This is a genomic window from Halalkaliarchaeum desulfuricum (assembly GCF_002952775.1).
Classification (GTDB): domain Archaea; phylum Halobacteriota; class Halobacteria; order Halobacteriales; family Haloferacaceae; genus Halalkaliarchaeum; species Halalkaliarchaeum desulfuricum.
Map to the genome: position 1 here is coordinate 286,360 of NZ_CP025066.1, position 23,686 is coordinate 310,045.

The following is a 23,686-nucleotide window of genomic DNA, read 5'->3' on the forward strand; positions in this document are numbered from 1 at the left end:
CCTTTTCAAAAGGACAGGTTTTTGGTTACCGTGAAGGGACCGCGTCGCATGGCACGCGAAACGTGGGCGACCCGCATCGGATTCATCCTGGCCGCGGTGGGGAGCGCGGTCGGGCTCGGAAACATCTGGCGTTTCCCGTTCCAGACGGGACAGGAGGGGGGCGCGGCGTTCCTGCTGGTGTATCTGCTGTTCGTCGTTGCGATCGGGTTCCCGGCGATCCTCGTGGAGTTCGTCATCGGTCGCCGGACCAACCTGAACGCGGTGGGCTCGTTGCGCGAGCTCGGTGGGGGCGCCTGGCGGTACGTCGGCTGGCTGTTCGTCGTGACCGGCTTCGTCATCCTCTCGTATTACAGCGTCGTCGCCGGCTGGTTCGCGCGGTATCTCGTCGTCGGCGTCACCGACGGCTTTACCGTCACGACTGAGGCCGAGGCCGCAGAACTGTTCGGTATCGTGTCGACGGGGCTCGACTCGCTCGTGTTCCACGCCATCTTCATGGCGCTCGTGATCGGCATCGTCGCGATGGGGGTTCGACGGGGGATCGAACTGGCGGTGAAGGTGATGGTGCCGGCGATAATCCTGTTTTTGATCGGCCTGGCGGCGTACGGGACGACGCTCGACGGCGCGGGAGCTGCGTACGCCTACTACCTCTCGCCCGACTTCGGCGTGGTCGTGGACAACTGGACGAGCCTGCTGCCGGCGGCGGCGGGGCAGGCGTTCTTCACGCTCTCGTTGGGGATGGGCGTGATGATCACCTACGCGTCGTATCTCGGCGAGGACCGCAACCTCGCGACGGACGCGGGCGTCATCGTCTTCCTCGATACAGCGATCGCAGTCCTCGTGGGCTTCGTGGTGTTCCCGTTCATCTTCGCGGCGGGGACCGACCCCGGACAGATCGCCGTCGGTGCGATCTTCTTCAGCCTCACGCAGGCGTTCGCAACGTTGCCGTTCGGCACGTTGCTCGGGATCGTGTTCTTCGGCGTCGTGACGATCGCCGCACTCTCGAGTGCGATCAGTATCCTCGAGGTGCTGGTCTCGTATCTGATCGACGAGCACCCCATCGATCGCCTCCCGGCGACGCTCGGCGCCGGGGGAGCCATCTTCCTGCTCGGCGTGCCGGTGACGCTGGATCTGGTGTTCCTCGACCTGCTGGACGGGCTCGCAGACGGCGTGTTGCTGGTGCTGGGCGCGTTGATCCTCGTCGTGTTCGTCGGCTGGGTGATTCCCGACGTGGGGCTCTCGGAGCTGGGGCAGGGGATCACGAGCGTCGACCCGTGGGACGACATCTGGCTGTGGATGGTCCGCCTCCCGATCGTGATCGTGCTGGTCGTCGCGCTCGCCCTCGGCGCGCTCGATTACCTCGAGTTCCTCAGGGTCGACTTCGCGGCGTGGCTCGGAAGTTGATCCGTCCTTCCCTCTACCGATAACCCGGTCGGTAGATCGGATCCACAGACTTTTCCTGACGCCGACCGTTCTACCGGCCGATGAAGGAGTCGCTACTGGACATCCTCTGTTGCCCGGTTGACAAAGCCGACCTCGAACTCGATGTCGAGGATCGAACCGACGAGGAGATCCTCGAGGGCAGTCTCACCTGCACCGAATGTGACGAGGTGTACCCGATCGAGGACGGGATCCCGAACCTCCTCCCGCCGGACATGCGCGACGAAGCGGCGGCGTGAAGTTCGGGCCGCCGGCGCGAGGTTCGGACCGAGACAGGTCCGAACGCGGCTCGCTTCGGAGCGACGCTGGCAGGGGCCGGAACGCTCCGGGCAAAAACGGATCGAATCGGGGGATCTGCGGTCCGATGGAGCCTGAACCTTTTTGCTCCGTCCCTGTGACTCCACGGACGTGGCAACCGTTCCCGTCGATCTCAACCGCGGCCGAACTCACCAGTTCGACGTTCCCGACAGCGTCACGGTTGAAGGCTCGTTTACTGTGGAGCTCGAAAACCACGGCGCGCCGACCCACGTGCATCTCAACTTCGACGACGACCTCTCCCGTATCGCCACTCTCACGGATGGCAACCACTACGTCGAAGGCGACGCGACCCACGAGGTGTTCGTCGACGTCGAACCGATCTCTGAACCGGTCACCGGCCGTCTGAAGGTCGTTACCGGGTACGGAACCGAGACGGAATACGTGTCCGTGACCGTCGAACCCGGGCGGGCCGGAAAGCCGCCGGTCGAAGTCGACGAGTCGCTGGGCAAGCCGAACGCCGGAAAGTCGGCCGGATCGAAATCCCCCGATTACGTCCCGCTCCAGGAGCGGGCCGAGGAGGCCATCCCGGAGGGGCCACAGCTCGCGGTCGGGATCGTCGCGGCCGTCGCGGTCGTGCTCGCGGTCATTGTCGGACTCTCGATCGGCTCGACGGCCGTCCTCGTCGGGACCGGGATCGTCGTCGGCGCCGCGATCGCGGCGGTGTTGCTCTCCCGAGAGTAGCGGTGTGGAGGAGTGACACCCGTCCGACCGCTTCGACGCTTTTAAGGCCGTGATCGGCCTCCATCCGATGAGACAGGCGCAGCCTGTTTCACTGACCCGTAGCAGCGGTCACCGCGTACTACGGAGGTGAATAATGGCAGACTCAATCGAACAAGCAGTTACTCGCGCACTCGAGGAAGCGCCGCCCCGGGAGTTCCGGGAGACGGTCGACCTCGCGATAAACCTGCGCGATCTTGACCTCAACGATCCGTCGAATCGCGTCGACGAGTCGGTGGTTCTGCCGGCCGGAACCGGACAGGACACCACCATCGTCGTCTTCGCGGAGGGCGAAACCGCCGTCCGCGCCAGAGAAGTCGCCGACCAGGTACTCGACTCCGACGACCTCGAGGACCTCGGCGACGACGACGACGCCGCGAAAGATCTCGCGGACGACACCGACTTCTTCGTGGCCGAAGCGAACCTGATGCAGGACATCGGCCGGTATCTCGGGACCGTGCTCGGTCCCCGTGGGAAGATGCCGACCCCGCTTCAGCCCGACGACGACGTCGTGGAGACGGTGAATAGAATGAAGAACACGGTACAGCTCCGCTCCCGCGACCGGCGCACGTTCCACACGCGTGTCGGCGCGGCGGACATGTCCGCCGAGGAGATCGCCGACAACATCGACGTCATCGTCCGTCGGCTGGAAGCTGACCTCGAGAAAGGGCCACTCAACATCGACTCCGTCTACGTGAAAACCACGATGGGGCCGTCCGTGGAGGTGCCCGCATGAGCTCGGAGGCCCGTCAAACGGAGACGATCCCCGAGTGGAAGCGGGAGGAAGTCGACGCAGTCGTCGACTTCCTCGAGTCCTACGAGTCGGTCGGCGTCGTGGGCGTCACCGGCATCCCGAGCCGGCAGCTGCAGGCGATGCGCCGGGAGCTGCACGGCTCCGCGGAGCTTCGCATGAGCCGGAACACGCTCGTCGTCCGTGCGCTGGAGGAGGTCGACGAGGGGCTGGAGACGCTGACCCAGTACGTCGCCGGCGAGGTCGCCCTCGTCGGGACCAACGACAACCCGTTCGGCCTCTACCAGCAGCTCGAGGAGTCGAAGACCCCCGCCCCGATCAACGAGGGCGAGGTTGCGCCGAACGACATCGTCATCCCCGAGGGGGACACCGGCGTCGACCCGGGACCGTTCGTCGGCGAGCTCCAGCAGGTGGGGGCCTCGGCCCGCATCATGGACGGCTCGATCAAGGTAACCGAGGACTCGACGGTGCTCTCGGAGGGTGAAGTCGTTTCCGACCAGCTCGCGAGCGTGCTCGCCGAGCTCGGTATCGAACCGAAGGAGGTCGGACTCGACCTCAAGGGCGTCTACTCCGAGGGCGTGCTGTTCGAGTCCGAGGAACTCTCGATCGACGTCGACGAGTACCGCGCGGACATCGAGTCCGCCGCCGCCGCCGCTCGGAACCTCTCGGTCAACGCGTCGTACCCGACCGCAAGGACGGCCCCGACGCTCATCGCGAAGGCGACCGGCGACGCGAAGGCGGTCGGTCTGTTCGCCGAGATCGAGAGCCCGGACGTCGTTCCGGACCTCATCGGCAAGGCCGACGGTCAGCTCCGCGCGCTCGCCGCGCGGATCGACGACGAGGAGGCGCTCCCCGAAGCGCTGCAGGGCGTCGACGCGCCCGAAGCCGAAACGGAGACAAAAGAGGAACAGGTCGACGAAGACGAGACGGAAGACGCCGAAGAAGTCCCCGAAGACGGCGACGACGAGGACGACGACGAGGACGACGACGAGGACGGTGCCGAGGGGCTCGGCGCGATGTTCGGATAACAACAGAGAAGAACAATGGAATACGTTTACGCAGCACTCATCCTGAACGAGACGGGCGAAGAGATCAACGAAGACAACATCACCGCGATCCTGGAGTCGGCCGGCGCCGACGTCGACGAGTCGCGCGTCAAGGCGCTCATCGCGGCGCTCGAGGACGTCGACATCGAGGAGGCCATCGAGACGGCCGCAGCCGCGCCCGCCGCGGGCGCCGCGGCAGCCGGCGACGCGGACGAAACCGACGAGGTCGAGGAAGTCGACGAGCCCGAAGACGAGGAAGCCGACGAGGCCGAAGACGAGGAGGACGATGAGGAAGAGGCCTCCGGAGAGGGCCTCGGCGAACTCTTCGGCTGACGCCGGAAGCGGAAACCCGACCGAAACCGGTCGCTCGATTCTTCCTTTTTATGTAGGATGACGGATCCATCCGTGAGCGATGGATCCGGCCGTCCGCCTCGTCGTCGATCCCGGTTTCACGCTTGCAGCGCTCGCGTTCCTGTTCGGCGGGGCGGCGCTGGGTGCGGTGTCGGGGCTGGTTCCCGGTCTGCACGCGAACAACTTCGCGCTGCTTCTCGCGGGGATCGCACCCAGCATCCAGGCGGATCCGTTGCTCCTCGGCGTCGCGATGCTCGCCGCGGGCGTCGTCCACACGTTTCTCGACATCGTTCCGGCGCTCGCGTTGGGCGTTCCCGACGCGGCGATGGCCGTGGCCGCGCTTCCGGGGCACCGACTCGTGCTCGCCGGCCGCGGACGGGAAGCGCTCCGGCTCTCGGCGGTCGGCTCCGCTGTCGCGGTCGGCCTCGCGGTCCCGCTTGCAGTCCCGGTCACGTGGGCGATGGTCCGGGCGTATCCGACGATACGAGCGCACCTCCCGTTCGTACTGGCGGGGGTGGTGGCAATCCTCCTGGTGACGGAGTCGTCGCGCAGGGCGGCTGTCGCCGGTGGGATGGCGTTTCTGGCCAGCGGGATGCTGGGCCTCGCCACGCTGGATCTGGATCCCGCCGCACCGTTGGGGTCCGGCGGAATGCTGGTGCCACTTTTCACGGGACTGTTCGGCGCTCCCGTTCTCGTCGAGGCGCTTGGCGGGAACGGCGTTCCACCCCAGGCTGACGCCCGGATCACGATGCGTCCGCGATCGCTGGGGACGACAGCCGGCGCCGGATCGTTCGCAGGCGCGCTCGTGGGATATCTCCCTGGCGTCTCGGCGGCCATCGCGTCGGTACTCGCGTTGCCTGCGGTGCCGACGGCCGACGCCGATCGGGGATTCATCGTGTCCACGAGCGGTGCAAACACGGCAAACACGGTCTTCGCCCTGTTCGCGCTGGTCTCGCTGGGAACGCCACGGACAGGAGTGATGGTCGCACTCGACCGGATCGAGGTGCCGTTCGCGCTGCCGGTGTTGCTGGTCGCGACGGCGACGGGAGCCGTCGTCGGGTTCACGCTCGTATTGCTCGTCGGCGACGTCTACCTTCGGGTCGTCGGAACGGCGGATTACACCCGCGTGTCGCTGGGAGTGCTGGCGGCGCTCGTCTGTCTGTCGGGGCTGTTCGCCGGCCCGATCGGCGTCGCCGTGTTCCTGGTGTCGACGCTGCTCGGTCTTGTCCCCCCGCGACTGGGAGCCAGACGCGTACATCTGATGGGAGTACTCATCCTTCCACTCGGGTTGTCGACGTGACGAAACCGCACCGCGGGGCAGTTTTCAGAAACGATATTTAGGAACTCTCCTGTGGAAAGAAAGCATCTACCCGCCCACATTCCCACTATTACAGATTACCTGTAATCCGGTATAAATATCTCCGATGAGAACGGTCGGAACGCTTTTTGAGGGTGGCGGTTTGGATAAAACGATGACAGACGAGGACGCCGACGGCCCCGAGGCAGGGGAATCGACGGGGGAAGAGGGGGTCGAGTCCTCGCCTCTCGAGACCGACGCGGACGCGGACGCCGAGGAGTCCATCTCAGAAGAGAGTGGTCCCGAGGGGGGAGACCCCGAAGAAGCCGACTCCGGGGAACTCGACTCGGAAGAGGTCGACTCCGGAGGTTCCGACGCCGACGAACCCGATTCGGAAGAACCCGAACCCGAGGAGATCGACGCCGAGGATGGAAACCTCCCCGAACCCGCCGAAAGCGAGACGGAACTGGCTGCCGAGTCGAACGAGGAGGGGACGACGGCTCTCGATCGACCAGAGGACGAAACCGACGACAGGGTTGATGAGAGCGAATTCGGACAGACAGACGACGCAAACGAATCCCCGGAGGCGCCGGAACTCGAGGGAGAAACTGCCGACTCGCCGCCGGACGAGCCCCCAAAGCAGGAGCCCGAAGCGGTTCGAGACGAGGAACCGAGCCAGCCGTCAGAGGAACCCGATCCGTCGGTAGCCACCGCCGTCGTCGGCGAATACACCTGGGACGACTTCCTTCGGGAACACGGCCACGAGGAGGCTGCCGAAGCGCTGTACTCGCGGTTCGACACTGCCCCCGGGAGCGAACGGTGGGGTGACGGGGAGGTCGATCGGAGCCTCGAGCAACGAGACTGGGAGCGTGCCGGCGTCGACCCCGCCGAATACCTCGGCTTCCACCCCGACGAACTCCCGTGGCGGCTCGGGGCCGCCGGCGCGGTCGGCTCCCGGCTGCGGGAACTCGCCTCGGAGATACACGACCTCTCGAAGACGCCGCCGATAAAGGGGTACTACTCCTGGGAGGATTACAAAAAGGAATTCTTCTACGACGAGGAGGGGAATCCACCGACGGACGAGGAGGGGAACCAGCTGGAGTTCGATCGCACGGAGGCGCTCGGGTTCGATCCCGACGGGATCGAAAACGTGCTTTCGGCCGGGGAGGAAACCGCGAAACGGCTGCTCGATCTCGAGGACGAACGCACAGTCGACGTCCAGGAAGAGCTCGACGAAAGCGAGTTTTTCAGTACGACGGAAGGGAACACGACGCTCGTCAACCGATACGACCTCGAGAAGGCAGTTCCCATCGAGAAGAAGACCCACTTCAGCGAGGTCGAGCGCTACTGGGTGAACAAGCCGTACTCGTTCGTGATCATCTTCCACTCCCGGAAGGAGAACGAAAAGAAGTACTACGCGGTCCAGCCGCACATGAACGAGATCGAATCGCGGATCCAGGAGTACCTCACCGACAAGATCCGCACCTCGATCAAGTACTCCGACGAGAACGTCGCCGGCGCGGGCGAGGGGGAACGTCGCGACGTGATCAAAAGCGAAGCCTACCAGCTCCTCGATCGATACGACCTCTACGAGCGCGAAAACGAGCCGCTCGGAAACAAGCTTCAGGGGGCGCTCGGGCTCGAACACGACGGCTGGATCGGGAGTGTGCTCGACGCGATCGGATACGAGGAACCCTCGAGTGACGTCGAGCACCTCGCCGGCATCTCCGCGCGGCCCGAGCGTGCGGTGATCGAGGACGATGCCGAGACGTTGGCCGAGTACCAGGTCGAGAAGCTGCTGTATTACCTCATCAGGGACTTCATCGGCTACGAGCGGATCGACCCAATAAAACACGACATCAACGTCGAAGACATCTCCTGTGACGGGTACAACTCCCCGGTGTTCGTCTACCACAGCGATTACGAGCAGATCATCTCGAACGTCTACCACGGCGAAACCGAACTCGACGACTTCGTGGTGAAGCTCGCCCAGCGTTCGGGGAAGGGGATCTCCAAGCGGTCGCCGCAGGTGGACGCGACGCTTCCGGACGGCTCCCGTGCCCAGCTCACGCTCGGGAAAGAGGTCTCGGGCCACGGAACCAACTACACCATCCGCCAGTTCAAGGACGTCCCATTCACGCCGGTCGACCTGATCAACTGGAAGACGTTCGCGCTGGATCAGATGGCGTTCCTGTGGCTCTGTATCGAGAACCACAAGTCGCTGATCTTCGCCGGCGGGACTGCCTCCGGGAAGACGACCAGCCTGAACGCGGTGTCGCTTTTTATCCCCTCGAACGGGAAGATCGTCTCGATCGAGGACACCCGGGAGGTCGAACTCCCACAGCGCAACTGGATCGCGTCGATCACCAGACCCTCCTTTACCGCCGACGACAAGGGAGACGTCGACGAGTTCGACCTGCTGGAGGCGGCGCTGCGCCAGCGTCCAGACTACATCGTGATGGGAGAGGTCCGAGGGGAAGAGGGACGGACACTGTTTCAGGTCATGTCGACGGGCCACACCACGTACACGACGTTCCACGCGGACAACGTCGGTGAAGTGCTCAAACGCTTCACGACGGATCCGATCAACGTCTCGAAGACGATGTTCACCGCACTGGATCTGGTTTCGGTCCAGTCGTCGACGCGGGTCAGAGGGAAGAAAGTACGGCGGAACAAGGCACTCACGGAGATCAACCACTACGACGCCGAAAACGACGAGATCAACGTCCAGGACGTCTTCCAGTGGCAGGCCGAGACCGACGAGTTCCTCAAGATGGGAGCCTCGAACACGCTCGAGGAGATCAAGTTCGACCGCGGGTGGAAACAGGAGCGACTCGAAGAGGAACTGTTCAAGCGCCGGGTCGTGCTCGCGTACCTCATCGTCAACGGTCTCAACACCTACGCTGAGGTGGCGGCGACGCTACAGGCGTTTATTAACGATCCAGACACGATCATGGCGCTCATGGCCAACGACGGCCTCGAACGGTCGCTCGAGGATCTCAGAGAGATGGAGTCGGTGCTGATCGACGTCGATCCGGAAAAAGAGGAGATGGTGCCCCGTCCCGACCCCGACGAGGAGGGACTCGCCGAGGCGCGGAGAATCCTCGAGGAGGCCGAGGAGCTGTTCGAGGAGTACCGGGACGTCGAACCCGGCGACGTGGCGGACGCGCTGTTCGACATCGACGGAGAAGGCACCGTCGAGGCGTCCGCCGCCGACGACCGCCCGGCACTGGAGTCGGCAACCGCAGGCGTCGACGAGGAGACCAGCGAACCCTCCGGAACGGCGGAGCCGCCGTCCCCGGAGGCGGAAGACGCTGGGCCGCCCAGGATCGCCGGCGACGGCGACGGAGTCGAAGCGTCGGGTGAACTCGAGGGACGGGCCGCCGCCGAGACCGACGGCAAACTCGACGGGACAGCTGTTGCGGGCGAACTCGACGGGGAAACCGCAGACGACGGGGACGGCTCGTTTGGGCCTCCACCCGAAACTGGCGACGGGTCGGAACCGTTCGAAAGCACTTCCGGAGCCGACGACGACGATGCCGATCTGGAGGGACTGTTCGACGACATCGACGGCGGCGCGGAGTCGGCTGACGACGTCACGTTCGACGAACCCTCGTTCGACACCGGCGTCGAAAGCGTCGATGCGGGATCGAACGTCGGCGACGACAGTCAGGACCGGGAGAAATCGGACGTCTCGGCCGAGTCGGACGGCTCAGGCGACGAACTCGACGAATGGGGATTCGGCTCGGTCGACGCGGAGGACGACGCAGCCGGCAGTAACGGCACGGCCGACGACGCGGGAGGTACCGGTACGAGGGAGGACGAATGAGCCTCGAAACGGGATCTTCCGGCGGCCTCGGCGGGGACGCAGATCCGATCGCGAGCGCCTTTTATCCGGTGTTCAAGCGGCTGTTCGACGAGGACGGCGACTTCGTGAGCGACATCGACGTCAAGCTCACCCAGGCCCGGATCCCCGATCCCGTCGAGATGTATCTCTCCCGTTCACTCGGGCTCGGGATGCTCGTTGGCGCCGTCTTCTGGATCGTCGGCACGGCGATCGGGTGGGCCATCTTCCAGTTCGGCCTGATCGATCCGGAAACGCTCGGGCTCGGGGTCCCAGTGCCGACCGCCGAGATGGGCGCGCTGTTGCGCTCGCTCGTGGTCCCGATCACGATCGGCACAACAGGGATCGTCTTCGGCGGGATCGGGTTCGCGCTTGGGTTCGGAACGCTGATCGCGATCCCGTATTCGCGGGCGTCCGCGAGGAAGCGGGAGATCAACATGCTGCTTGCCGACGGCGTCTCCTTTATGTACGCGCTGTCGGTCGGCGGGATGAACCAGCTCGAGATTTTGCGGGCGATGGCGCGCGCCGAGGACACCTACGGGGAGGTCTCTCAGGAGTTTCAAAGCATCATCAACGAGACGGAGTTTTTCGGCACGGACTACCGGAACGCGATCAGACAGCAGTCGATCGAAACACCCAGCGACGAACTCTCGCAGTTCCTCACCGACATGCTGTCGATCATCAACTCCGGCGGGGACATGGAGCAGTTCCTGAAAGACAAGAAGGAAAAGCACCTTCGGACGGCCAAACAGCAGCAGGAGATGACCCTGGAGACGATGGAGCTGTTCGGGGAGATGTACATGACACTGTCGCTGTTCCCGCTGTTGCTCATCATCATCCTCGTCATCATGAGCATGCTCGGCGACGCCGAAACGTTCCTGTTGTACGCGAGTGTGTACGCGCTGATCCCGCTAACCGGGGTGGGGTTCCTCGTACTCGTCTCGACTGTCAAACAGGACGAACCCGGCGACGGCTACCTCCGTCCGCAGGGCGGCAGCCAGCGCCTCCACGAGACCAGCCAGGAGAGCCTCCGCCACCTCGGCCTGATCGAAGGGTTCGTCGGCAACTTCAAGATCTTCGACCGGATCAAAAGCCGAGAGGGGACCTACCTCACGAGCGAACTCCTCAAACAGCCGCACCTGTTCTTCCGTGACAACCCGCTGTACACCCTGGCGCTTACCGTCCCGGCCGCGCTGGTGCTTTTGGCGATCGCGATCACGTCGGGGCGGGCACCACTCACCCCCGACGGCTGGATCTCGAACCCCGTCTGGAGTACGTTCATCTGGGTGTACGTCCCGCTGTATCTGGTGTTGATTCCGCTCGGGGTGTTCCACGAGTGGAACGTGCGATCGCGGGCGGCGGTCACGGGGAAGCTCTCGGAGAACCTCCGGAAGCTCTCGTCGGCGAACGACACCGGACAGACACTCCTCGAGTCGATCAACTCCGTGGCGGAGACCTCCTCGGGGAAACTCGCCGACGAGTTCGACATCATCTACACCAAGGTGAACTACGGGATGAGCCTCCGCGATGCGCTCGTGGAGTTCAACAACAAGTACCACATGCCCCGCGTCGCGCGGACGGTGAAGCTGATCTCGGAGGCACAGGAGGCCTCCTCCCAGATCACGGACGTGCTCTCGACCGCCGCCCAGGCGTCGGAAAATCAGGACGACATCGAACGGGAACGGCGTTCCCGCACCCGGATGCAGGTGGCGATCATCCTGATGACGTACCTGACGCTGCTTGCGGTGATGGCGATCCTCCAGACGCAGTTCATCGATGTCATGGCCGAGCTCACCGCCGGCGCCGAGGAGGCCGACGGCGGCGCAGCACAGCAGGGCGGACCCGACTTCGGCGCCGGGGTCGATCCGTCGCTGCTGTCGCTTTTGTTCTTCCACGCCGTGACGATTCAGGCGGTGCTGTCCGGGTTCATCAGCGGCTACATCCGGAACGCCGACATCGTCTCGGGGGTGAAGTTCGTCGTCGTGCTGGTCACGTTGGCGCTCGCCACGTGGGTGGTCGTCGGATGACCCCGAATCCGGATTTCGATGGGTCGCGGCGGAATGCTGGGCGATCCTCGCGCGCGCAGACCACCCTGGATTTCGCGATCGGCGCCGGGGTGTTCCTCGTTGCGATCGCGTTCGTCGTCGCGTTCGTCCCCGGGATGTTCGTCCCGTTCGACGCCGATACGGGGACGATCACCGCCGACAGGGTGGCCGATTCGGCCGCCAAGGACCTGCTGGGCGATCCCGCAGAGCCCGGCGCGCTGGACACCGAGTGTACGGTCGGGTTCTTCGAGCAGATGAACGGCGGATCCGCGCCCGAGGACTGTCGATTCGACGAGGACGCCGGCACGCCAGGGGAAGTGTTCGGCGTCGACGACCGGCTCAATATAACGATCGAAGAGCGGGACGGAACCGTAATCCACAAGGACGGACAGGATCTGGCGGCCGGCGGCGATCCCGCCACCGCCGAGTCGGTCTCGACAGTCCGTCGAACGGTGCTGTTCGACGGGGGAGCCAAACGGCTCATCGTGAGGGTCTGGTAATGACTGACTGGAAACGGACGCTGCGCGGGCAGGCACACACGCTGGAGGCGGTCACCGCCGCACTCCTGGTGTTGTCGGCGGTCGTCTTCGCGCTTCAGGTGACTGCAGTGACGCCCCTCACAGGCAGCACCTCGAGTCAGCACATCGAAAACCAGCAGACGGAGGTCGCCGAAGGGCTCCTCGCAGCGGAGGACCGTCAGGGCACAATAAGTGAGACCCTGCGGTACTGGAACGAGTCGAACGAACGGTTCCACGGGGCACAATCGGACGGCTACACTTCGGGCGGTCCCCCGACAGCCTTCGGTGAAGCGTTGAACGAGACGTTCCTGGATAGAGGCATCGCCTTCAACGTTCACGTGCGGTACGTCCGGGACGACGGCTCCCGGGGCAGCGAGCAGGTCGTCGACCTCGGCGAACCGAGCGACCACGCAACGACGGCGACGCGGCTGGTCTCGCTGTACAACTCGGATCCGCTGATCGACGCCGACGCGACCGAAAACGGGACGGCGACCGTCGGCGACGGGGTATTGTACGTCGAACACGACGTCTCCCCCGAAACCGACCTGTTCTCCGTCGTCGAAGTGGAGGTGGTGGTATGGCGGATGTGAGCCAGTTGCTTCCTCGCGGTGACGACCACGACCGTGGACAGCTGTTCCTGGTCGGTGCGCTCGCGCTCGCGGTGACGTTCGTCGTGCTGGCGCTGGTGATGAACGGCGTCATCTACACCGAGAACGTCTCGGCACGCGACCTCGCGACCTCGACCGCGCCAGCGATCGAGTACGAGAACGAGGCCAAGAGCGTGGCCGCACACCTCGTGACCACGGAGCGAGGCGACGACTACAGCCAGCTGGAAGCGAACGTTGCCGGAGGGCTGTCGGCCTGGAGCAACACCACCCAGCCGTTCGGCGCGGTCGAGGGACGCATCGCCGGGGTCGAGGACACGACTGGCAGCAACGGCACCGCGCTGGCACAGGACAACAGTACCAGGAACTTCACCAGCGGGGATGAGACGGTGTCGTGGACGCTCGCGACCGACGTGAAGACGCGGGACGCGTGGATCAACGCGACGCCCGAAGTGACAGAAGACGATATCGACGGTGAAGACTACCAAGACCTGACTGCTGACGACGGCCCGTTCCACCTCAATATCACCGACGGCGGAGGGCAGGTCGTTACCCTATTCGTGTACGAAAACGGTGGAGACGCCTGTGTCGCCGTATTCGACGACGAAACGTATGAAAACAGCAGTTGCACCCCCGGAACGGATACCGTCTACGTCGACCTCGTGTCCGGAACGTACGGCGAGAGTCCGGACGACCAAAGCGAGGAACATGAGTGGCTCCAGGTCCTCGAACGCGCCGGACCAGACCACACCCTCGAGTTCGGCAACGCCGACGAGGTAACCGGAACCTACCAGTTCGTCGTCGACGCTGAATACGACGACGTCGAAGCGAACTTCGGATCCGACCCCGATGCCGAGCCGTACGCCGAGAAAGTGCTGTACGTCGTCGAGTTCCAGGTCAGGTACCGAACGCAGAACGTCCGCTACGAAACGACGGTGTGCGTGGCACCGGGGGAGCCGTCGTATGAGTGACGCCCACACCCGGCCAACCGGCGAAAAAAACCGGTCGAGGGATCGGGCTCTCTCCACGACGGTCAACTACGTGCTCGCACTTGCCATCACGTCGATCCTCATTTCCGGACTGCTCATCGCCGGCAGCGGATACATGGAAAGCCAGCGGACCATCGCCGTCGGAAACGCCCTGGAGGTGCAAAACGAACAGCTTGCCGACTCGATCGGTGAAATCGACCGACTCGCAGCCACAATTGAGGATGATGAGGGCGAGGCAGCGATCCGGGTAAACCTGCTCGACCGGGTGATCGACCGGTCGTACGAGATCGCGGTCGTAAACGAGACCGGGACAGACGACCTTCGATACACCTACCGTCTCGAGGCAACGAGCGGTGACGTCGAACGGGACACGCTCGTCAAAACGTCGACCCCGATCCAGGAAACGTCGATCCGGGGCGGATCGACGGTGATTCACTACGACACCGAGATCGGTGATCCGGTGCTCGTCATCGAGTCGGACGACGGACTATAAAATCGCCCGTAAACCCTCCGAAATCCGGGTTTAACCGATCATTTAATATATTTATGGCACGGTTATTCGGTATGACTGGGGAGGAGGGTGCGTCCACGGCGATCCGTTCGGTTTCCTACGAGAGGACCGAGGACCGGGCGGTGAGCGAGACGGTCGGCTTCGTCCTCCTCGTCGGGATGGTGTTGTTCGGGGCGACCGCAACCGTGGCGGTCGGTTCCCTGGCAGTTGGAGATTCACAGAACGCAGCCGAGCTGCAGCACGCAGAAAGCGCGATGACACAGTTTGACTCCAAGGCGTCGATGGTCGCTCTCGGCGACTCGGACAGACAGACCGTCCGGTTCGGGAACATGGATGGGGATCTCACCGTCGACGAAACAGCGGGTCACATGGAGGTGTGGCATCTCAACCACACCGGGGACGGCCATAACGAACAGATCTACAGCGGCTCACTCGGCGCCGTGACCTACGAACGATCCGACGCAAAGGTCGCCTACCAGGGCGGCGGCGTGTGGCAGATGCGAAACGGATATGCCCGGATGGTATCGCCGCCCGAGTTTCACTACCGGGGGTCGACGCTGACGCTTCCGATCGTCCAGGTGACCGGCGACGCGACAGCAGTCGGTTCACGGAGCGTTCGAGTCGAGAAAGACGAGATGACTCGCCACTATCCGACGAACGACCAGAACGACCGGTACGACGCCGACGACACGCAGTACCGCAATCCGGTGACGAACGGAACTGTGGTCGTCGTCCTCGAAAGCGAATACCACGAGGCGTGGGAGTCGTTCTTCCGGACGCGAACCAGCGGGGAGATACTCGACGCGGATGAGGTCCCCAATGAAATCGAAACCGACGTCAACCTCGACGGCGACGAGACGGTGATCCTGGAGCTCCGAACCGTCGGCGCAAGCGGAACCTTCGACTTCCCGCACGACGGCGACAAACTGCCGATCAGGGGGATCGGCGACAGTCACGCGATCGATGTGTTGGAGTTCAGTCTCCAGACGAACAACCTCCACAACCGGTGGGTGTCGTTTTACGCCGAGACGGATGAGGGAGAGCAGTTCGAGGTGATCCTCGACAATCCGACCCAAAACGAACTGAACGACTGTGAAAACGCGGAGATCGGGATCGAAGTGCTCTATCGGGACGGTGCTGGGCCACAGTACTACTGGGAGGGAAGCACGAACGCGAGCACGGGAGACATTGAGATCTCGGACTGCGATTCGACGCTCGAAGGCGATCTCATGGGCGGCGACGAACTGGAACTGTCGTCCGACGGACCCGCCGACCGGGGATCGCTGGACTGGGACGAGGACAGCTCCGCTGACACTGTAGAGATTGTTCATTCCGGTGGAGAAACGGAAACATACGAGGTGAATGATGGAGATACAGTTACATTATCGGAACTTGTGGGCTACTATTTCTCGAACATCGGCCCGGAATACGATCTGAAGGTCGACAGTGGGGCTGGGCCACAGTCGAACAACCAGGGCTTTTTCACCCAGATGGAGGACGGATCGACGCTCACAATCGCATACGACGGCGGTGATGGGTACTACATCACGTACCTCCACCTCACGGAAAACAGGATCGAAGTCGCGGTCCGGTGAGCCGACCGGGTCACACAGTCACACGAACACGTACAGCTGCAGATACCGGTAGATCCCGCTAACCCACGCACACAACCAGAAGAACGTGTACCCGAACACGCCCACCCGGAGCCGGGCGCGCCAGGCGCCGACGTTCTCGTGGAGATCCGACAGGGAGATCTCCTGATCGGGTCGGCGGTAGAGATCCGCGTCGCGTTTCGCCTGATAGATTCGCGCGATCCCGGTGAGCCCGACCGCAAGCAGCGCGTACGCCTGGAGTCCGAGGAAGGCGTGTACTGCGGCGATCCCCGAGAGCTGGTCGAACAACCGGGGGATCATCCAGCCGACCGTGGGAACCGTCGTCAAGGCGAGCCCGACACTGACGAACTTCAGGTGGTGGACCAGCACGCCCCAGGTCACCTCGCTGGCGCGAAGCATGATCCACGTGCCGTAGAGGTAAAACGGGAGGCTCGCGCTCACGACGGTGCCCACAGCCGTCGCGATCGTCGCGTCATCGACCATCGACCGTCGGTTCGGGTGGGAAGCGCTAAAGCGTCCGGATTCCGCCCGGGCGAAAAGCGTTTTCCCGGGTGCGACCCTACTCCGGCGCAATGACCGACGCAGAGCCGCCGGAGGAAACCCCGTCCGCGGGTGCTAGCGACGACGAAGTCGGGGAGCCGGAGCTTTCGGCGCTCCGGGAGGAGGTCGAGCGGAAGTACGACTTCGACGACTTCGGGCCCGAGGACATGATGGAAATGACAGCCGAGGAGTGGGAGGCTGTCTTCGACGACGAGGCGTGGGTGACAGGAACGGAACTGCTCGATCGGGTCGAGGCGGAGCTGAAAAACCGGATCGCACGCCGGGAGGTGTTCGCCGTACTCGAGCGGGCAGGCGAAGGAAACGACGAGCGGGTGCTCGCTTACTCCGATGAGGGGTACGCGGTCGTCTACGCCGACGGCAGTCTCGAGGGCGAGGGGACGGTGTTTCGCGACGTCAAGCCGTCACTCGTGCTCTGTTCGATGCCGGAGTTCGAGGTGGCGGAGCCGCCGGAAAACTACGGACTCCCCGACCCCGATGACGTCCCCGAGGGGTCCGGCGAGTTCGGCAACACCATCCTCCAGATCGTCGCCGCCGCGCAACTGATTGCCGGCGTCGCGCTGCTTTCCGCGTACTTCCTGATCGACGATCTCACAACGATCGTGGCCCCGATCGCCGGCGTCGCCTTCCTCCTCGCCGGCGTATTCCTGTTTTTCGTTGTCGCAAACGCCCGACTCTCCGACCGATTCCGGACGGAGGAGTACAGAAATCGGCTCCGAGCGATCCAGTTCGACGACGGGGACCGGCCGGATTTCGTCCCCGAAATGCCGAAAGCGTCCACGGTCAACGGAAAGAGCAGAGCCGGCGACGGAAACGACGAGGACGGAGACTACGGAGATGGAGACGACGAAGACGACGACAGCGATCGGTGAGCCCCGCTAGTTTTCCGACGCGAGCACCGCCCCTCGGCACCCCGATAGTCGGTGGGTTTAAGCGCGTCCCATCCTGACGAATGTCCGTATGAGACGGCGGGAGTTTGTACGAACAGCCGGTGGGGCAACAGCCGTCGCAGCGGCAGGGACGGCGACGGCCGGATCCGCCAGCGCTCAGGAGGAGGTCGAGCCCGACTTCGAGGGGTATCTCGACGGGATCGGCGGCGGCTACGCGGACCTCCGCGGGCAGGAGGAAGTCACCGTCGAAGTCGGCGCCGGCGACGGGCTTCAGTTCTCACCGGCCGGAATCTGGATCGACGAGGGAACGACTGTAATCTGGGAGTGGACCGGGCAAGGCGGCGAACACAACGTCGTCACCGACGCCGAAAACACCGACTTCGAGAACACGCACGATTTCAACAGCGGCGACCCCATCGACGAGGCTGGTCACACGTTCTCACACACCTTCGAGGAAGGCGGTCGCACCGGCTACGTCTGTGAGCCACACCGCGGGGTCGGCATGTTCGGGGCCGTCGCCGTCGGCGACGACGTCCCGATCGTCGAGCCGGCCCCCGACGACGGGTGGCCCGAAAGCGTCCACGATTACGGGGTTCCATTACACCCACACTGGGTCGGGATCATGTCGGCGCTCGCGATCGTCGCAACGTTGATATTCACATTCTACGTGGTGAAGTACGGAGAATCCGCCCACACGGGCACGGGGAGGAACTGAACGATGTCCTCGTCAGGATCCACGTACGGCGATGTCCATCGGTACGAACCGGCCCGAGAGAGCACAGCAGCCGCGATCGCGATCGTGCTTTTGACCCTCATCGAGATCGTGTTCGTGTTCCTGTTCACGTACGGACTCATGCAGGGATGGGCGCTGTCCGAGTTCGGCAACATGTTCCTGGGCGGTGTACTCGCGCTCATCTTCATCGATCTGGCGTTCATCCTCGCGCTGTATCGCAAGGAGTTCCTCCCGGACGTCGTGATCGTAAAGAAGCGACGCCGCAAGTGGGAGGACCTCTACATCCGTGAAGAGCAGGCCGAAGGCGAGCGGCTCGGTGGCGACATCGACCCCTGGGAGACGGTGAAACGCGCAGTGTATCCGTACTACAAGCGATAACATGAGCCTGGAAAAGAAAGACGAACACGACCACAAAGCGTGGCTCGAGGAGCGGGATCTCACCGCGGTCGAGAGCATCTTCCTCACGTCGCTGATCTGGCTGGATCGCCGGTTCCGCATCGTCGACTACCTCGAAGCGCTGGAGACGATGTACTACCGGGTCAACCTCCAGATGCCCAAGAGCCACACCGAACAGTACAACCTCGACAACAAGTTCTGGTACTGGTATCCGCTGTATTCGCTCGGGTTCCTCTCGATCGTCGCGTATCTCGTGGCAGCCGTAACCGGTGCGATACTCGGCTTCTACTACGCGCCGTCGACGGGCGGCGATCCCAGCGCGGCGTACAACAGCATGCTGTTCATCATGGAAGACCTCCAGTTCGGCTTCATGCTGCGGTCGATCCACAGGTGGTCAGCCCAGTTCATGCTCGCTGCGGTGTTCCTCCACATGCTGCGAGTCTACTTCACGGGCGCATACAAGGAGCCCCGCGAGCTCAACTGGCTGCTCGGCGTCGTGTTGATCTCGCTTACCCTGCTGTTTGGCTACACCGGCTACCTGCTGCCCTGGAAGCAGCTGTCGTTCTGGGCCGGCCAGATCGGCGTCGAGATGGCGCTTGCGACCCCGCTGGTCGGCGAGTGGGCCGCACAGCTGATCTTCGGTGGCTTCACCCTGGGAGAATCGACCCTGATACGGATGTACATCCTGCACGTGTTCGTCCTGCCGTTCGTCGTGACGGCGCTGATCGCGCTGCACGTCGGCATCGTCTGGGTGCAGGGAATCGCGGAACCGCACTGATATGACCGGAAACGAATCCACCTCCGAGAACCGAACCGACGAGCAACTACGGACCGACGGCGGGCCGCCCGCGACGGTGCCGCCGGACGACGAGACGCCCACCTGGCGCGAGCGAAAGGAGCGCACACAGGGACTCTCGCGGCTCACTTACGAGTACTTCGAGCGCGCCCGCCGCGAGGATCAGGACCTCAGACAGGAGTCCGACTACGTCGAACGCGACGTGCTCGCGTTCCCGACGTGGCCCCACGAGATCATCCGGAACCTCGCGATCACGAGCTTCTTTATCGGAATCATGATCCTCGTGTCCGCGGTCGCACCGCCGCATTTCGGCGATCCTGCGGATCCCGCGAGCACGCCGGCGATCATTCTCCCCGACTGGTATCTCTACTGGTCGTTCGGGCTGTTGCATCTGGATCCGATCAACCCCGAACTGGCGATCCTTGGAGACGAGAAGATCATGGGCGATGAAATGTACGGCGTCCTGGCGAACGGCGTCGTTGTCGGCGCGATTGCGCTTGTCCCGTTCCTGAACAAGGGTAGCGCCCGGCGCCCAGTCGAGCAGCCGTTCTGGGCGGCGGTCGGGGTCGGCGGCGTCGTGTTCTCGATCACCCTCGGCGTGCTTGCGATCCAGAACCTGGTTCCGCTGGATCTCAACGTCATCTTCGATCTGACGTTCCTGCTGCCGGTGATCGCGGGGATCATCACTTATGCGGTGTTGAAGACGATGCGAGAGGGGTACATGTACGATCTCAACCGGCGGTACTACCGGCTCCGTCCGCCGAAATAACGAAAGGTTCCTTTTCGTTCCCGACGTCGGTGAGTGTATGAGCGACGAGGGGACATCCGAGACCGCCGGCGGCGAACCGCCATCAACCGGCGACCGCGTCCCAGCTGATGACGACCGCGTCCCAGCTGATGACGACCGCGTCCCGGCTGGCGAGGACCACGTCCGTACTGACGACCGGGGACGTCGGGAGGTGATCGTACCGCTGCGGCTGTACAAGACGGTGACGGTGTTCTCGACGCTTTTGGCCGTCATCGCGGTCGTGCTCGGCTTTCTCCTGCTCGACGCGGCGACGCTGCAGGTCGGCGTGTTTCGCCGCCTGGCGGCGGGACTGTTCGGGGTTTTCGGGGTCGACGTCGCCGCCGGGACGCTGGACGCGCTGCTTGCCGGTGCGGGACTGGCCGTAATGGCGCTCGGCGCGGCCGTCTACGTGCTCGGAACCAGATTTCGGGCCCCCGACATGGGAAAGTCTCAAGAGGATTCCCCCGAAGGAACTGATAATGGCTGACGAGTTCATAAAGGGGCTCGCCTTTTTCACCGTCGGCGGGCTCGCGTGGATGACGTTCGCCGGCTGGTATCAGACCCCGACGTTCGACACCACCCGACAGCTGATCGCGGAGCCGCCCGAGCCGAACAATTTCTTCGACGTGCTGGGGATTCTCGGCGCGGAGGTGTTCCTGTGGGTGACGCTCCTGGGGACGCTCACGTTCTGGGTCGGGATCCCGGCCGCACGCGAACTCCGGCGGACCCTCGAAGAGCGGGAGTCGACGAACTGAACGGCGTCGAAAACGGACAGTTCTCAAACGACGAGTTCCCAGAACGGCGCGACGAACTCGAAGAACGCCTGGTACGCCGCATACAGGAACGCGAGCCCCCAGGCGGTAAGCGCCGACTTGGGGCGTTCTATGGCCAGTCCGTTCCGGGCCTCGACTTGACGCGCTTCGTACTCGAAGATGTCCGCGACGAACATTGTCAAGAGCAACGCCGTCATGATCAACCCGCCGTGCAGGTGATGAAGCACGAACAGCAGGCCGAGGACGACGAGAGCGACGTTCAAAGCGGTGTGCGGGAGGTGTCTGGTGAGGTTCTCGTCACCGTCGTCCGCGTTTCGCGTGTGCGATTTGTGGGCCTGGTGTCGGGTGATCCCGTTCACCACGACCAGTGCGAAGATCGCAAACGGCAGGTACTCGCCGATCGCGTCCACCCAGCCGAGGGGGACGATGAACTGGAGCGGATCCATACCACCCTGTGAGGGGACGACTCATTAGAGTTTTTCCAATCGGCAGCTCTGCGGGGGAACCGTCGGATCGGGTCACGACCGCCGATATATAAGGGTTTGACTCGTCAGGAACGTAGGAGGGTGACCGGATCGGTCCGCGTTACCGCCACCGACTCGTCGCAGCCGACACTGCAAACGTCTGCGCCGTCCGCGATGACCAACACGTCTTCCTCGCGGGTGACGGTCACGCACACCTCATCGGCGACGACCCACGCCTCGGGATGTGTGGTGAACGGCGATATCGGGACGACCGAGATGCCCGAACCAGGGGAGAGCACCGGTCCGCCGGCCGACCGTGCGTATCCGGCACTTCCCGCCGGCGTCGCCGCCACGATCCCGTCGGAGCGCACAGTTCCGAGCGGATCCCCGTCGCCGACGACGGCGTACTCGGAGATGCGGGCGGGTTCGTCCGTCACCAGTGTGAGGTCGTACAGCGCGGTTGCGACCCGCTCACCGTCGATCTCCACTCCGAGCTGGTAGTGTCGGGTCCGTCGCGCGCGCCCCTCGAGCACCGCAGCGAGAGCGCCCTGCGCATCCGGTTTGGAAACGACGTGGTCCCCTTCCCCGGCCGCGATCGGAAGGACGGGCACCTCCAGACCGGGACAAACGAGATCGAACAGTGCAGACTCTCCAATCGCGACGACAACGTCGGCATCCGAAACCGGAACGACGGAGCCGCCCCGCCGTGCGACCACGTCGGCGAGATCCCCGACGATCGAATCGTCACCGGCGAACGCGACGTTCATCGACGGCCCTCCCGTTGCTGCATACACGCAGGTGCGTGTTCGGGGAAGAAAAACCCACACGCATTCGGTTCGGTTCCCACCTTCGGTTCGGGTTTCGGGAGAGATCGGAACGCGGGTTTCACTCCTCGAACGGCCAGTCGCCGGTGACTTTCATCCCCGCTGCAGCTCCGTCCGCCTCCAGATCGGCGGCGATCTCCGTCCGGTCTCGGCGGGCGATTTCCGTCTCCCCGTCGGCGAGTTCGACGACCAGTTCGGTCAACAGTATCGCCTGCTCGCGGAGGTTCCGCGATTCGAGTTTGTCGAGGGTGTCGGCGTGGGTGTGTCCCCACCCTCGGTCGCGCCCCTCCGTCGCACCCGAGACCATGTAGCCTGGAACGCCTTCCCTGACGAACGGCCAGTGGTCGCTGTGAGGAACCGGGGAGCCGTCGACCCGTACCGGATGATCGAACCGATCTGCGACCGCCTCCGCAGCCGCCTGCAGTTCGTCGAAACCGTGGTAGTCCAGTTTCACCGTCCGGGCGGCGACGTTGCTGTCGACGTTGACGATTGCCCGGATCGCGTCGAGATCGGTCCCATCGGCCGTCAGACTCGACCCGACGAGACCCACTTCTTCCGCACCGAAACAGCGGAATCTGACACGGGTATCGAGTTCGTCCTCCCGGTCCACGAGCGCACGGGCGACCTCCACGACAGTCGCCGTGCCGGCGCCGTTGTCCATCGCCCCCTCGGCAATGTCGTGTGCGTCGACGTGCGAGGAGACGACTACCTCCTCGTCGGACTCCGGCCCGATTTCGGCGACGACGTTGCCGCTCTCTGCGGGGGCGATCTCGGCGTCGACCTCGACGGTGATCGACTCCCCGACCCGCTCGCGTGAGAGTTGGGCGCCGAGTTCCTTCGAGACGCCCATCGCGGGGATCTCCCCGATCGGACTTTCGTCGCTGCCGACACTTCCCGTTGGGGGGAGCCCGCCATCGACGTGGTTGGCAAACAGGAACGCGGTCGCACCGTGTTCGACGGCGTAGTAGTACTTCTCCCGCCGGTGGATGAACCGATCGTAGTCGTCGGGCACGGTCGTGGACACCATCACGACGCTGCCGTCGATCTCCCCGGAGCGCTCCTCGAAATCCGAGGGAAGCCCGTGATCGAGATCGAGCAGTTCCCCCGTCACAGAACCCTCGGGGCTTCGGGGCAGCGCGATCTGATCCCGTCGCGGGCGAATCTCCCCGTCGTCGGCGAGGAGTCGACTGTCGCCCCGTTGCCACCCCTGGACATCGAAGGGCTCGATCCGAGCGTCGCGAACACCGGCGGTATCGAGCGCGTCGCGGGTGTGTTCCAGCGCCACGCGTTCCCCGGTAGTGCCCGCCATCCGATCCGGGATCGCCACGAGTTCCTCCAGCAGCTGCCAGCCCACGTCGCTCGTGAACGTTCGACCGATCCAGGACACATCAGCGTCGTCGAACTCGTCCATGGTCACCGGCCC

The 23,686-nt window shown here is 64.0% G+C and carries 25 protein-coding genes; 21 read left to right on the plus strand and 4 right to left on the minus strand.

Annotated features, from left to right (window positions below):
* The first annotated feature begins 48 nt into the window (after positions 1 to 48).
* The 14 genes from AArcSl_RS01450 to AArcSl_RS01515 all read left to right on the plus strand — a co-directional run bounded on the left by AArcSl_RS01450 (position 49) and on the right by AArcSl_RS01515 (position 16,024).
* Positions 49 to 1,401 carry a sodium-dependent transporter gene (locus AArcSl_RS01450; RefSeq protein WP_119814017.1) on the plus strand — a complete coding sequence of 451 codons (1,353 nt, stop codon included), beginning with the start codon at positions 49 to 51 and terminating at the stop codon, positions 1,399 to 1,401.
* A gap of 80 nt (positions 1,402 to 1,481) precedes the next feature.
* Positions 1,482 to 1,676, plus strand: coding sequence for a methytransferase partner Trm112 (locus AArcSl_RS01455; RefSeq protein WP_119814019.1), 195 nt, complete (start codon positions 1,482 to 1,484; stop codon positions 1,674 to 1,676).
* A 169-nt stretch (positions 1,677 to 1,845) separates the two neighbouring features.
* Positions 1,846 to 2,436: a DUF7524 family protein gene (locus tag AArcSl_RS01460; protein WP_119814021.1), complete on the plus strand. Its 591-nt coding sequence runs from the start codon at positions 1,846 to 1,848 to the stop codon at positions 2,434 to 2,436.
* Positions 2,437 to 2,569: 133 nt separating this feature from the next.
* On the plus strand, positions 2,570 to 3,208 hold the full coding sequence (locus tag AArcSl_RS01465) for a 50S ribosomal protein L1 (RefSeq protein ID WP_119814023.1): 639 nt from the start codon (positions 2,570 to 2,572) through the stop codon (positions 3,206 to 3,208).
* Positions 3,205 to 4,251 (plus strand): 50S ribosomal protein L10, encoded by a 1,047-nt coding sequence (locus AArcSl_RS01470; RefSeq protein WP_119814025.1) that lies wholly within the window; start codon positions 3,205 to 3,207, stop codon positions 4,249 to 4,251. The genes AArcSl_RS01465 and AArcSl_RS01470 overlap by 4 nt, the downstream gene beginning before the upstream one ends.
* 15 nt (positions 4,252 to 4,266) lie before the next feature.
* A complete protein-coding gene (gene rpl12p, locus AArcSl_RS01475) occupies positions 4,267 to 4,602 on the plus strand; it encodes a 50S ribosomal protein P1 (protein ID WP_119814027.1) in 336 nt (111 codons plus the stop codon).
* Positions 4,603 to 4,681: 79 nt separating this feature from the next.
* The gene (locus tag AArcSl_RS01480; RefSeq protein WP_119814029.1) at positions 4,682 to 5,920 is read left to right on the plus strand and encodes a tripartite tricarboxylate transporter permease; all 1,239 of its coding nucleotides are present in this window, start codon (positions 4,682 to 4,684) and stop codon (positions 5,918 to 5,920) included.
* Positions 5,921 to 6,092: 172 nt separating this feature from the next.
* Positions 6,093 to 9,746 carry an ATPase, T2SS/T4P/T4SS family gene (locus tag AArcSl_RS01485; protein WP_119814031.1) on the plus strand — a complete coding sequence of 1,218 codons (3,654 nt, stop codon included), beginning with the start codon at positions 6,093 to 6,095 and terminating at the stop codon, positions 9,744 to 9,746.
* Positions 9,743 to 11,788 carry a type II secretion system F family protein gene (locus AArcSl_RS01490; protein WP_119814033.1) on the plus strand — a complete coding sequence of 682 codons (2,046 nt, stop codon included), beginning with the start codon at positions 9,743 to 9,745 and terminating at the stop codon, positions 11,786 to 11,788. The genes AArcSl_RS01485 and AArcSl_RS01490 overlap by 4 nt, the downstream gene beginning before the upstream one ends.
* Positions 11,785 to 12,306 carry a DUF7287 family protein gene (locus AArcSl_RS01495; RefSeq protein WP_119814035.1) on the plus strand — a complete coding sequence of 174 codons (522 nt, stop codon included), beginning with the start codon at positions 11,785 to 11,787 and terminating at the stop codon, positions 12,304 to 12,306. The genes AArcSl_RS01490 and AArcSl_RS01495 overlap by 4 nt, the downstream gene beginning before the upstream one ends.
* Positions 12,306 to 12,914, plus strand: coding sequence for a DUF7288 family protein (locus AArcSl_RS01500; RefSeq protein WP_119814037.1), 609 nt, complete (start codon positions 12,306 to 12,308; stop codon positions 12,912 to 12,914). The genes AArcSl_RS01495 and AArcSl_RS01500 overlap by 1 nt, the downstream gene beginning before the upstream one ends.
* Complete coding sequence (locus AArcSl_RS01505; protein ID WP_119814039.1) at positions 12,902 to 13,900, plus strand: hypothetical protein; 999 nt, start codon at positions 12,902 to 12,904, stop codon at positions 13,898 to 13,900. The genes AArcSl_RS01500 and AArcSl_RS01505 overlap by 13 nt, the downstream gene beginning before the upstream one ends.
* Entirely contained in the window at positions 13,893 to 14,411 is a 519-nt protein-coding gene (locus AArcSl_RS01510) for a DUF7266 family protein (protein WP_119814041.1), read from the plus strand. Before AArcSl_RS01505 ends, AArcSl_RS01510 begins: the two co-directional genes overlap by 8 nt.
* 71 nt (positions 14,412 to 14,482) lie before the next feature.
* The gene (locus AArcSl_RS01515; protein ID WP_119814043.1) at positions 14,483 to 16,024 is read left to right on the plus strand and encodes a DUF7289 family protein; all 1,542 of its coding nucleotides are present in this window, start codon (positions 14,483 to 14,485) and stop codon (positions 16,022 to 16,024) included.
* 18 nt (positions 16,025 to 16,042) lie between these two features.
* On the opposite strand, the gene AArcSl_RS01520 is transcribed toward AArcSl_RS01515, so the two are convergent.
* On the minus strand, positions 16,043 to 16,525 hold the full coding sequence (locus tag AArcSl_RS01520) for a DUF7321 family protein (RefSeq protein ID WP_119814045.1): 483 nt from the start codon (positions 16,523 to 16,525) through the stop codon (positions 16,043 to 16,045).
* 89 nt (positions 16,526 to 16,614) lie between these two features.
* On the opposite strand from AArcSl_RS01520, the gene AArcSl_RS01525 reads away from it, so the two are divergent.
* The 7 genes from AArcSl_RS01525 (at position 16,615) to AArcSl_RS01555 (ending at position 20,957) form a co-directional block, all read left to right on the plus strand.
* Positions 16,615 to 17,472, plus strand: coding sequence for a DUF308 domain-containing protein (locus AArcSl_RS01525; protein WP_245883330.1), 858 nt, complete (start codon positions 16,615 to 16,617; stop codon positions 17,470 to 17,472).
* An 88-nt stretch (positions 17,473 to 17,560) separates the two neighbouring features.
* On the plus strand, positions 17,561 to 18,205 hold the full coding sequence (locus AArcSl_RS01530; RefSeq protein ID WP_119814047.1) for a halocyanin domain-containing protein: 645 nt from the start codon (positions 17,561 to 17,563) through the stop codon (positions 18,203 to 18,205).
* A gap of 3 nt (positions 18,206 to 18,208) precedes the next feature.
* Positions 18,209 to 18,601, plus strand: a complete 393-nt coding sequence (locus AArcSl_RS01535) for a DUF7318 family protein (RefSeq protein ID WP_119814049.1) — start codon at positions 18,209 to 18,211, stop codon at positions 18,599 to 18,601.
* Position 18,602: 1 nt separating this feature from the next.
* Positions 18,603 to 19,397, plus strand: a complete 795-nt coding sequence (locus tag AArcSl_RS01540; protein ID WP_119814051.1) for a cytochrome b — start codon at positions 18,603 to 18,605, stop codon at positions 19,395 to 19,397.
* Position 19,398: 1 nt separating this feature from the next.
* Positions 19,399 to 20,184, plus strand: a complete 786-nt coding sequence (locus tag AArcSl_RS01545) for a cytochrome b family protein (RefSeq protein WP_119814053.1) — start codon at positions 19,399 to 19,401, stop codon at positions 20,182 to 20,184.
* Between the two features lie 37 nt (positions 20,185 to 20,221).
* Positions 20,222 to 20,689, plus strand: a complete 468-nt coding sequence (locus AArcSl_RS01550; RefSeq protein ID WP_321167770.1) for a DUF7315 family membrane protein — start codon at positions 20,222 to 20,224, stop codon at positions 20,687 to 20,689.
* Positions 20,682 to 20,957 (plus strand): DUF7314 family protein, encoded by a 276-nt coding sequence (locus AArcSl_RS01555; protein WP_119814055.1) that lies wholly within the window; start codon positions 20,682 to 20,684, stop codon positions 20,955 to 20,957. Before AArcSl_RS01550 ends, AArcSl_RS01555 begins: the two co-directional genes overlap by 8 nt.
* Positions 20,958 to 20,980: 23 nt before the next feature.
* Here the strand turns inward: AArcSl_RS01555 and AArcSl_RS01560 are convergent, their stop codons facing one another.
* The 3 genes from AArcSl_RS01560 to AArcSl_RS01570 form a co-directional block, all read right to left on the minus strand.
* Positions 20,981 to 21,421 (minus strand): DUF7313 family protein, encoded by a 441-nt coding sequence (locus AArcSl_RS01560; protein ID WP_119814057.1) that lies wholly within the window; start codon positions 21,419 to 21,421, stop codon positions 20,981 to 20,983.
* A gap of 104 nt (positions 21,422 to 21,525) precedes the next feature.
* The gene (locus AArcSl_RS01565; RefSeq protein ID WP_133412112.1) at positions 21,526 to 22,206 is read right to left on the minus strand and encodes an NAD(+)/NADH kinase; all 681 of its coding nucleotides are present in this window, start codon (positions 22,204 to 22,206) and stop codon (positions 21,526 to 21,528) included.
* 118 nt (positions 22,207 to 22,324) lie between these two features.
* On the minus strand, positions 22,325 to 23,674 hold the full coding sequence (locus AArcSl_RS01570; RefSeq protein WP_119814061.1) for a M28 family metallopeptidase: 1,350 nt from the start codon (positions 23,672 to 23,674) through the stop codon (positions 22,325 to 22,327).
* Between the last annotated feature and the right edge of the window lie 12 nt (positions 23,675 to 23,686).

What these genes read in the sequence shown, in the direction of transcription:
- AArcSl_RS01450 (WP_119814017.1), top strand. Translation starts at nt 49, where the DNA reads ATGGCACGCGAAACGTGGGCGACCCGCATCGGATTCATCCTGGCCGCG.
- AArcSl_RS01455 (WP_119814019.1), top strand. Translation starts at nt 1,482, where the DNA reads ATGAAGGAGTCGCTACTGGACATCCTCTGTTGCCCGGTTGACAAAGCC.
- AArcSl_RS01465 (WP_119814023.1), top strand. Translation starts at nt 2,570, where the DNA reads ATGGCAGACTCAATCGAACAAGCAGTTACTCGCGCACTCGAGGAAGCG.
- AArcSl_RS01470 (WP_119814025.1), top strand. Translation starts at nt 3,205, where the DNA reads ATGAGCTCGGAGGCCCGTCAAACGGAGACGATCCCCGAGTGGAAGCGG.
- rpl12p (WP_119814027.1), top strand. Translation starts at nt 4,267, where the DNA reads ATGGAATACGTTTACGCAGCACTCATCCTGAACGAGACGGGCGAAGAG.
- AArcSl_RS01480 (WP_119814029.1), top strand. Translation starts at nt 4,682, where the DNA reads ATGGATCCGGCCGTCCGCCTCGTCGTCGATCCCGGTTTCACGCTTGCA.
- AArcSl_RS01485 (WP_119814031.1), top strand. Translation starts at nt 6,093, where the DNA reads ATGACAGACGAGGACGCCGACGGCCCCGAGGCAGGGGAATCGACGGGG.
- AArcSl_RS01490 (WP_119814033.1), top strand. Translation starts at nt 9,743, where the DNA reads ATGAGCCTCGAAACGGGATCTTCCGGCGGCCTCGGCGGGGACGCAGAT.
- AArcSl_RS01495 (WP_119814035.1), top strand. Translation starts at nt 11,785, where the DNA reads ATGACCCCGAATCCGGATTTCGATGGGTCGCGGCGGAATGCTGGGCGA.
- AArcSl_RS01500 (WP_119814037.1), top strand. Translation starts at nt 12,306, where the DNA reads ATGACTGACTGGAAACGGACGCTGCGCGGGCAGGCACACACGCTGGAG.
- AArcSl_RS01505 (WP_119814039.1), top strand. Translation starts at nt 12,902, where the DNA reads ATGGCGGATGTGAGCCAGTTGCTTCCTCGCGGTGACGACCACGACCGT.
- AArcSl_RS01510 (WP_119814041.1), top strand. Translation starts at nt 13,893, where the DNA reads ATGAGTGACGCCCACACCCGGCCAACCGGCGAAAAAAACCGGTCGAGG.
- AArcSl_RS01515 (WP_119814043.1), top strand. Translation starts at nt 14,483, where the DNA reads ATGACTGGGGAGGAGGGTGCGTCCACGGCGATCCGTTCGGTTTCCTAC.
- AArcSl_RS01520 (WP_119814045.1), bottom strand. Translation starts at nt 16,525, where the DNA reads ATGGTCGATGACGCGACGATCGCGACGGCTGTGGGCACCGTCGTGAGC.
- AArcSl_RS01525 (WP_245883330.1), top strand. Translation starts at nt 16,615, where the DNA reads ATGACCGACGCAGAGCCGCCGGAGGAAACCCCGTCCGCGGGTGCTAGC.
- AArcSl_RS01530 (WP_119814047.1), top strand. Translation starts at nt 17,561, where the DNA reads ATGAGACGGCGGGAGTTTGTACGAACAGCCGGTGGGGCAACAGCCGTC.
- AArcSl_RS01535 (WP_119814049.1), top strand. Translation starts at nt 18,209, where the DNA reads ATGTCCTCGTCAGGATCCACGTACGGCGATGTCCATCGGTACGAACCG.
- AArcSl_RS01540 (WP_119814051.1), top strand. Translation starts at nt 18,603, where the DNA reads ATGAGCCTGGAAAAGAAAGACGAACACGACCACAAAGCGTGGCTCGAG.
- AArcSl_RS01545 (WP_119814053.1), top strand. Translation starts at nt 19,399, where the DNA reads ATGACCGGAAACGAATCCACCTCCGAGAACCGAACCGACGAGCAACTA.
- AArcSl_RS01550 (WP_321167770.1), top strand. Translation starts at nt 20,222, where the DNA reads ATGAGCGACGAGGGGACATCCGAGACCGCCGGCGGCGAACCGCCATCA.
- AArcSl_RS01555 (WP_119814055.1), top strand. Translation starts at nt 20,682, where the DNA reads ATGGCTGACGAGTTCATAAAGGGGCTCGCCTTTTTCACCGTCGGCGGG.
- AArcSl_RS01560 (WP_119814057.1), bottom strand. Translation starts at nt 21,421, where the DNA reads ATGGATCCGCTCCAGTTCATCGTCCCCCTCGGCTGGGTGGACGCGATC.
- AArcSl_RS01565 (WP_133412112.1), bottom strand. Translation starts at nt 22,206, where the DNA reads ATGAACGTCGCGTTCGCCGGTGACGATTCGATCGTCGGGGATCTCGCC.
- AArcSl_RS01570 (WP_119814061.1), bottom strand. Translation starts at nt 23,674, where the DNA reads ATGGACGAGTTCGACGACGCTGATGTGTCCTGGATCGGTCGAACGTTC.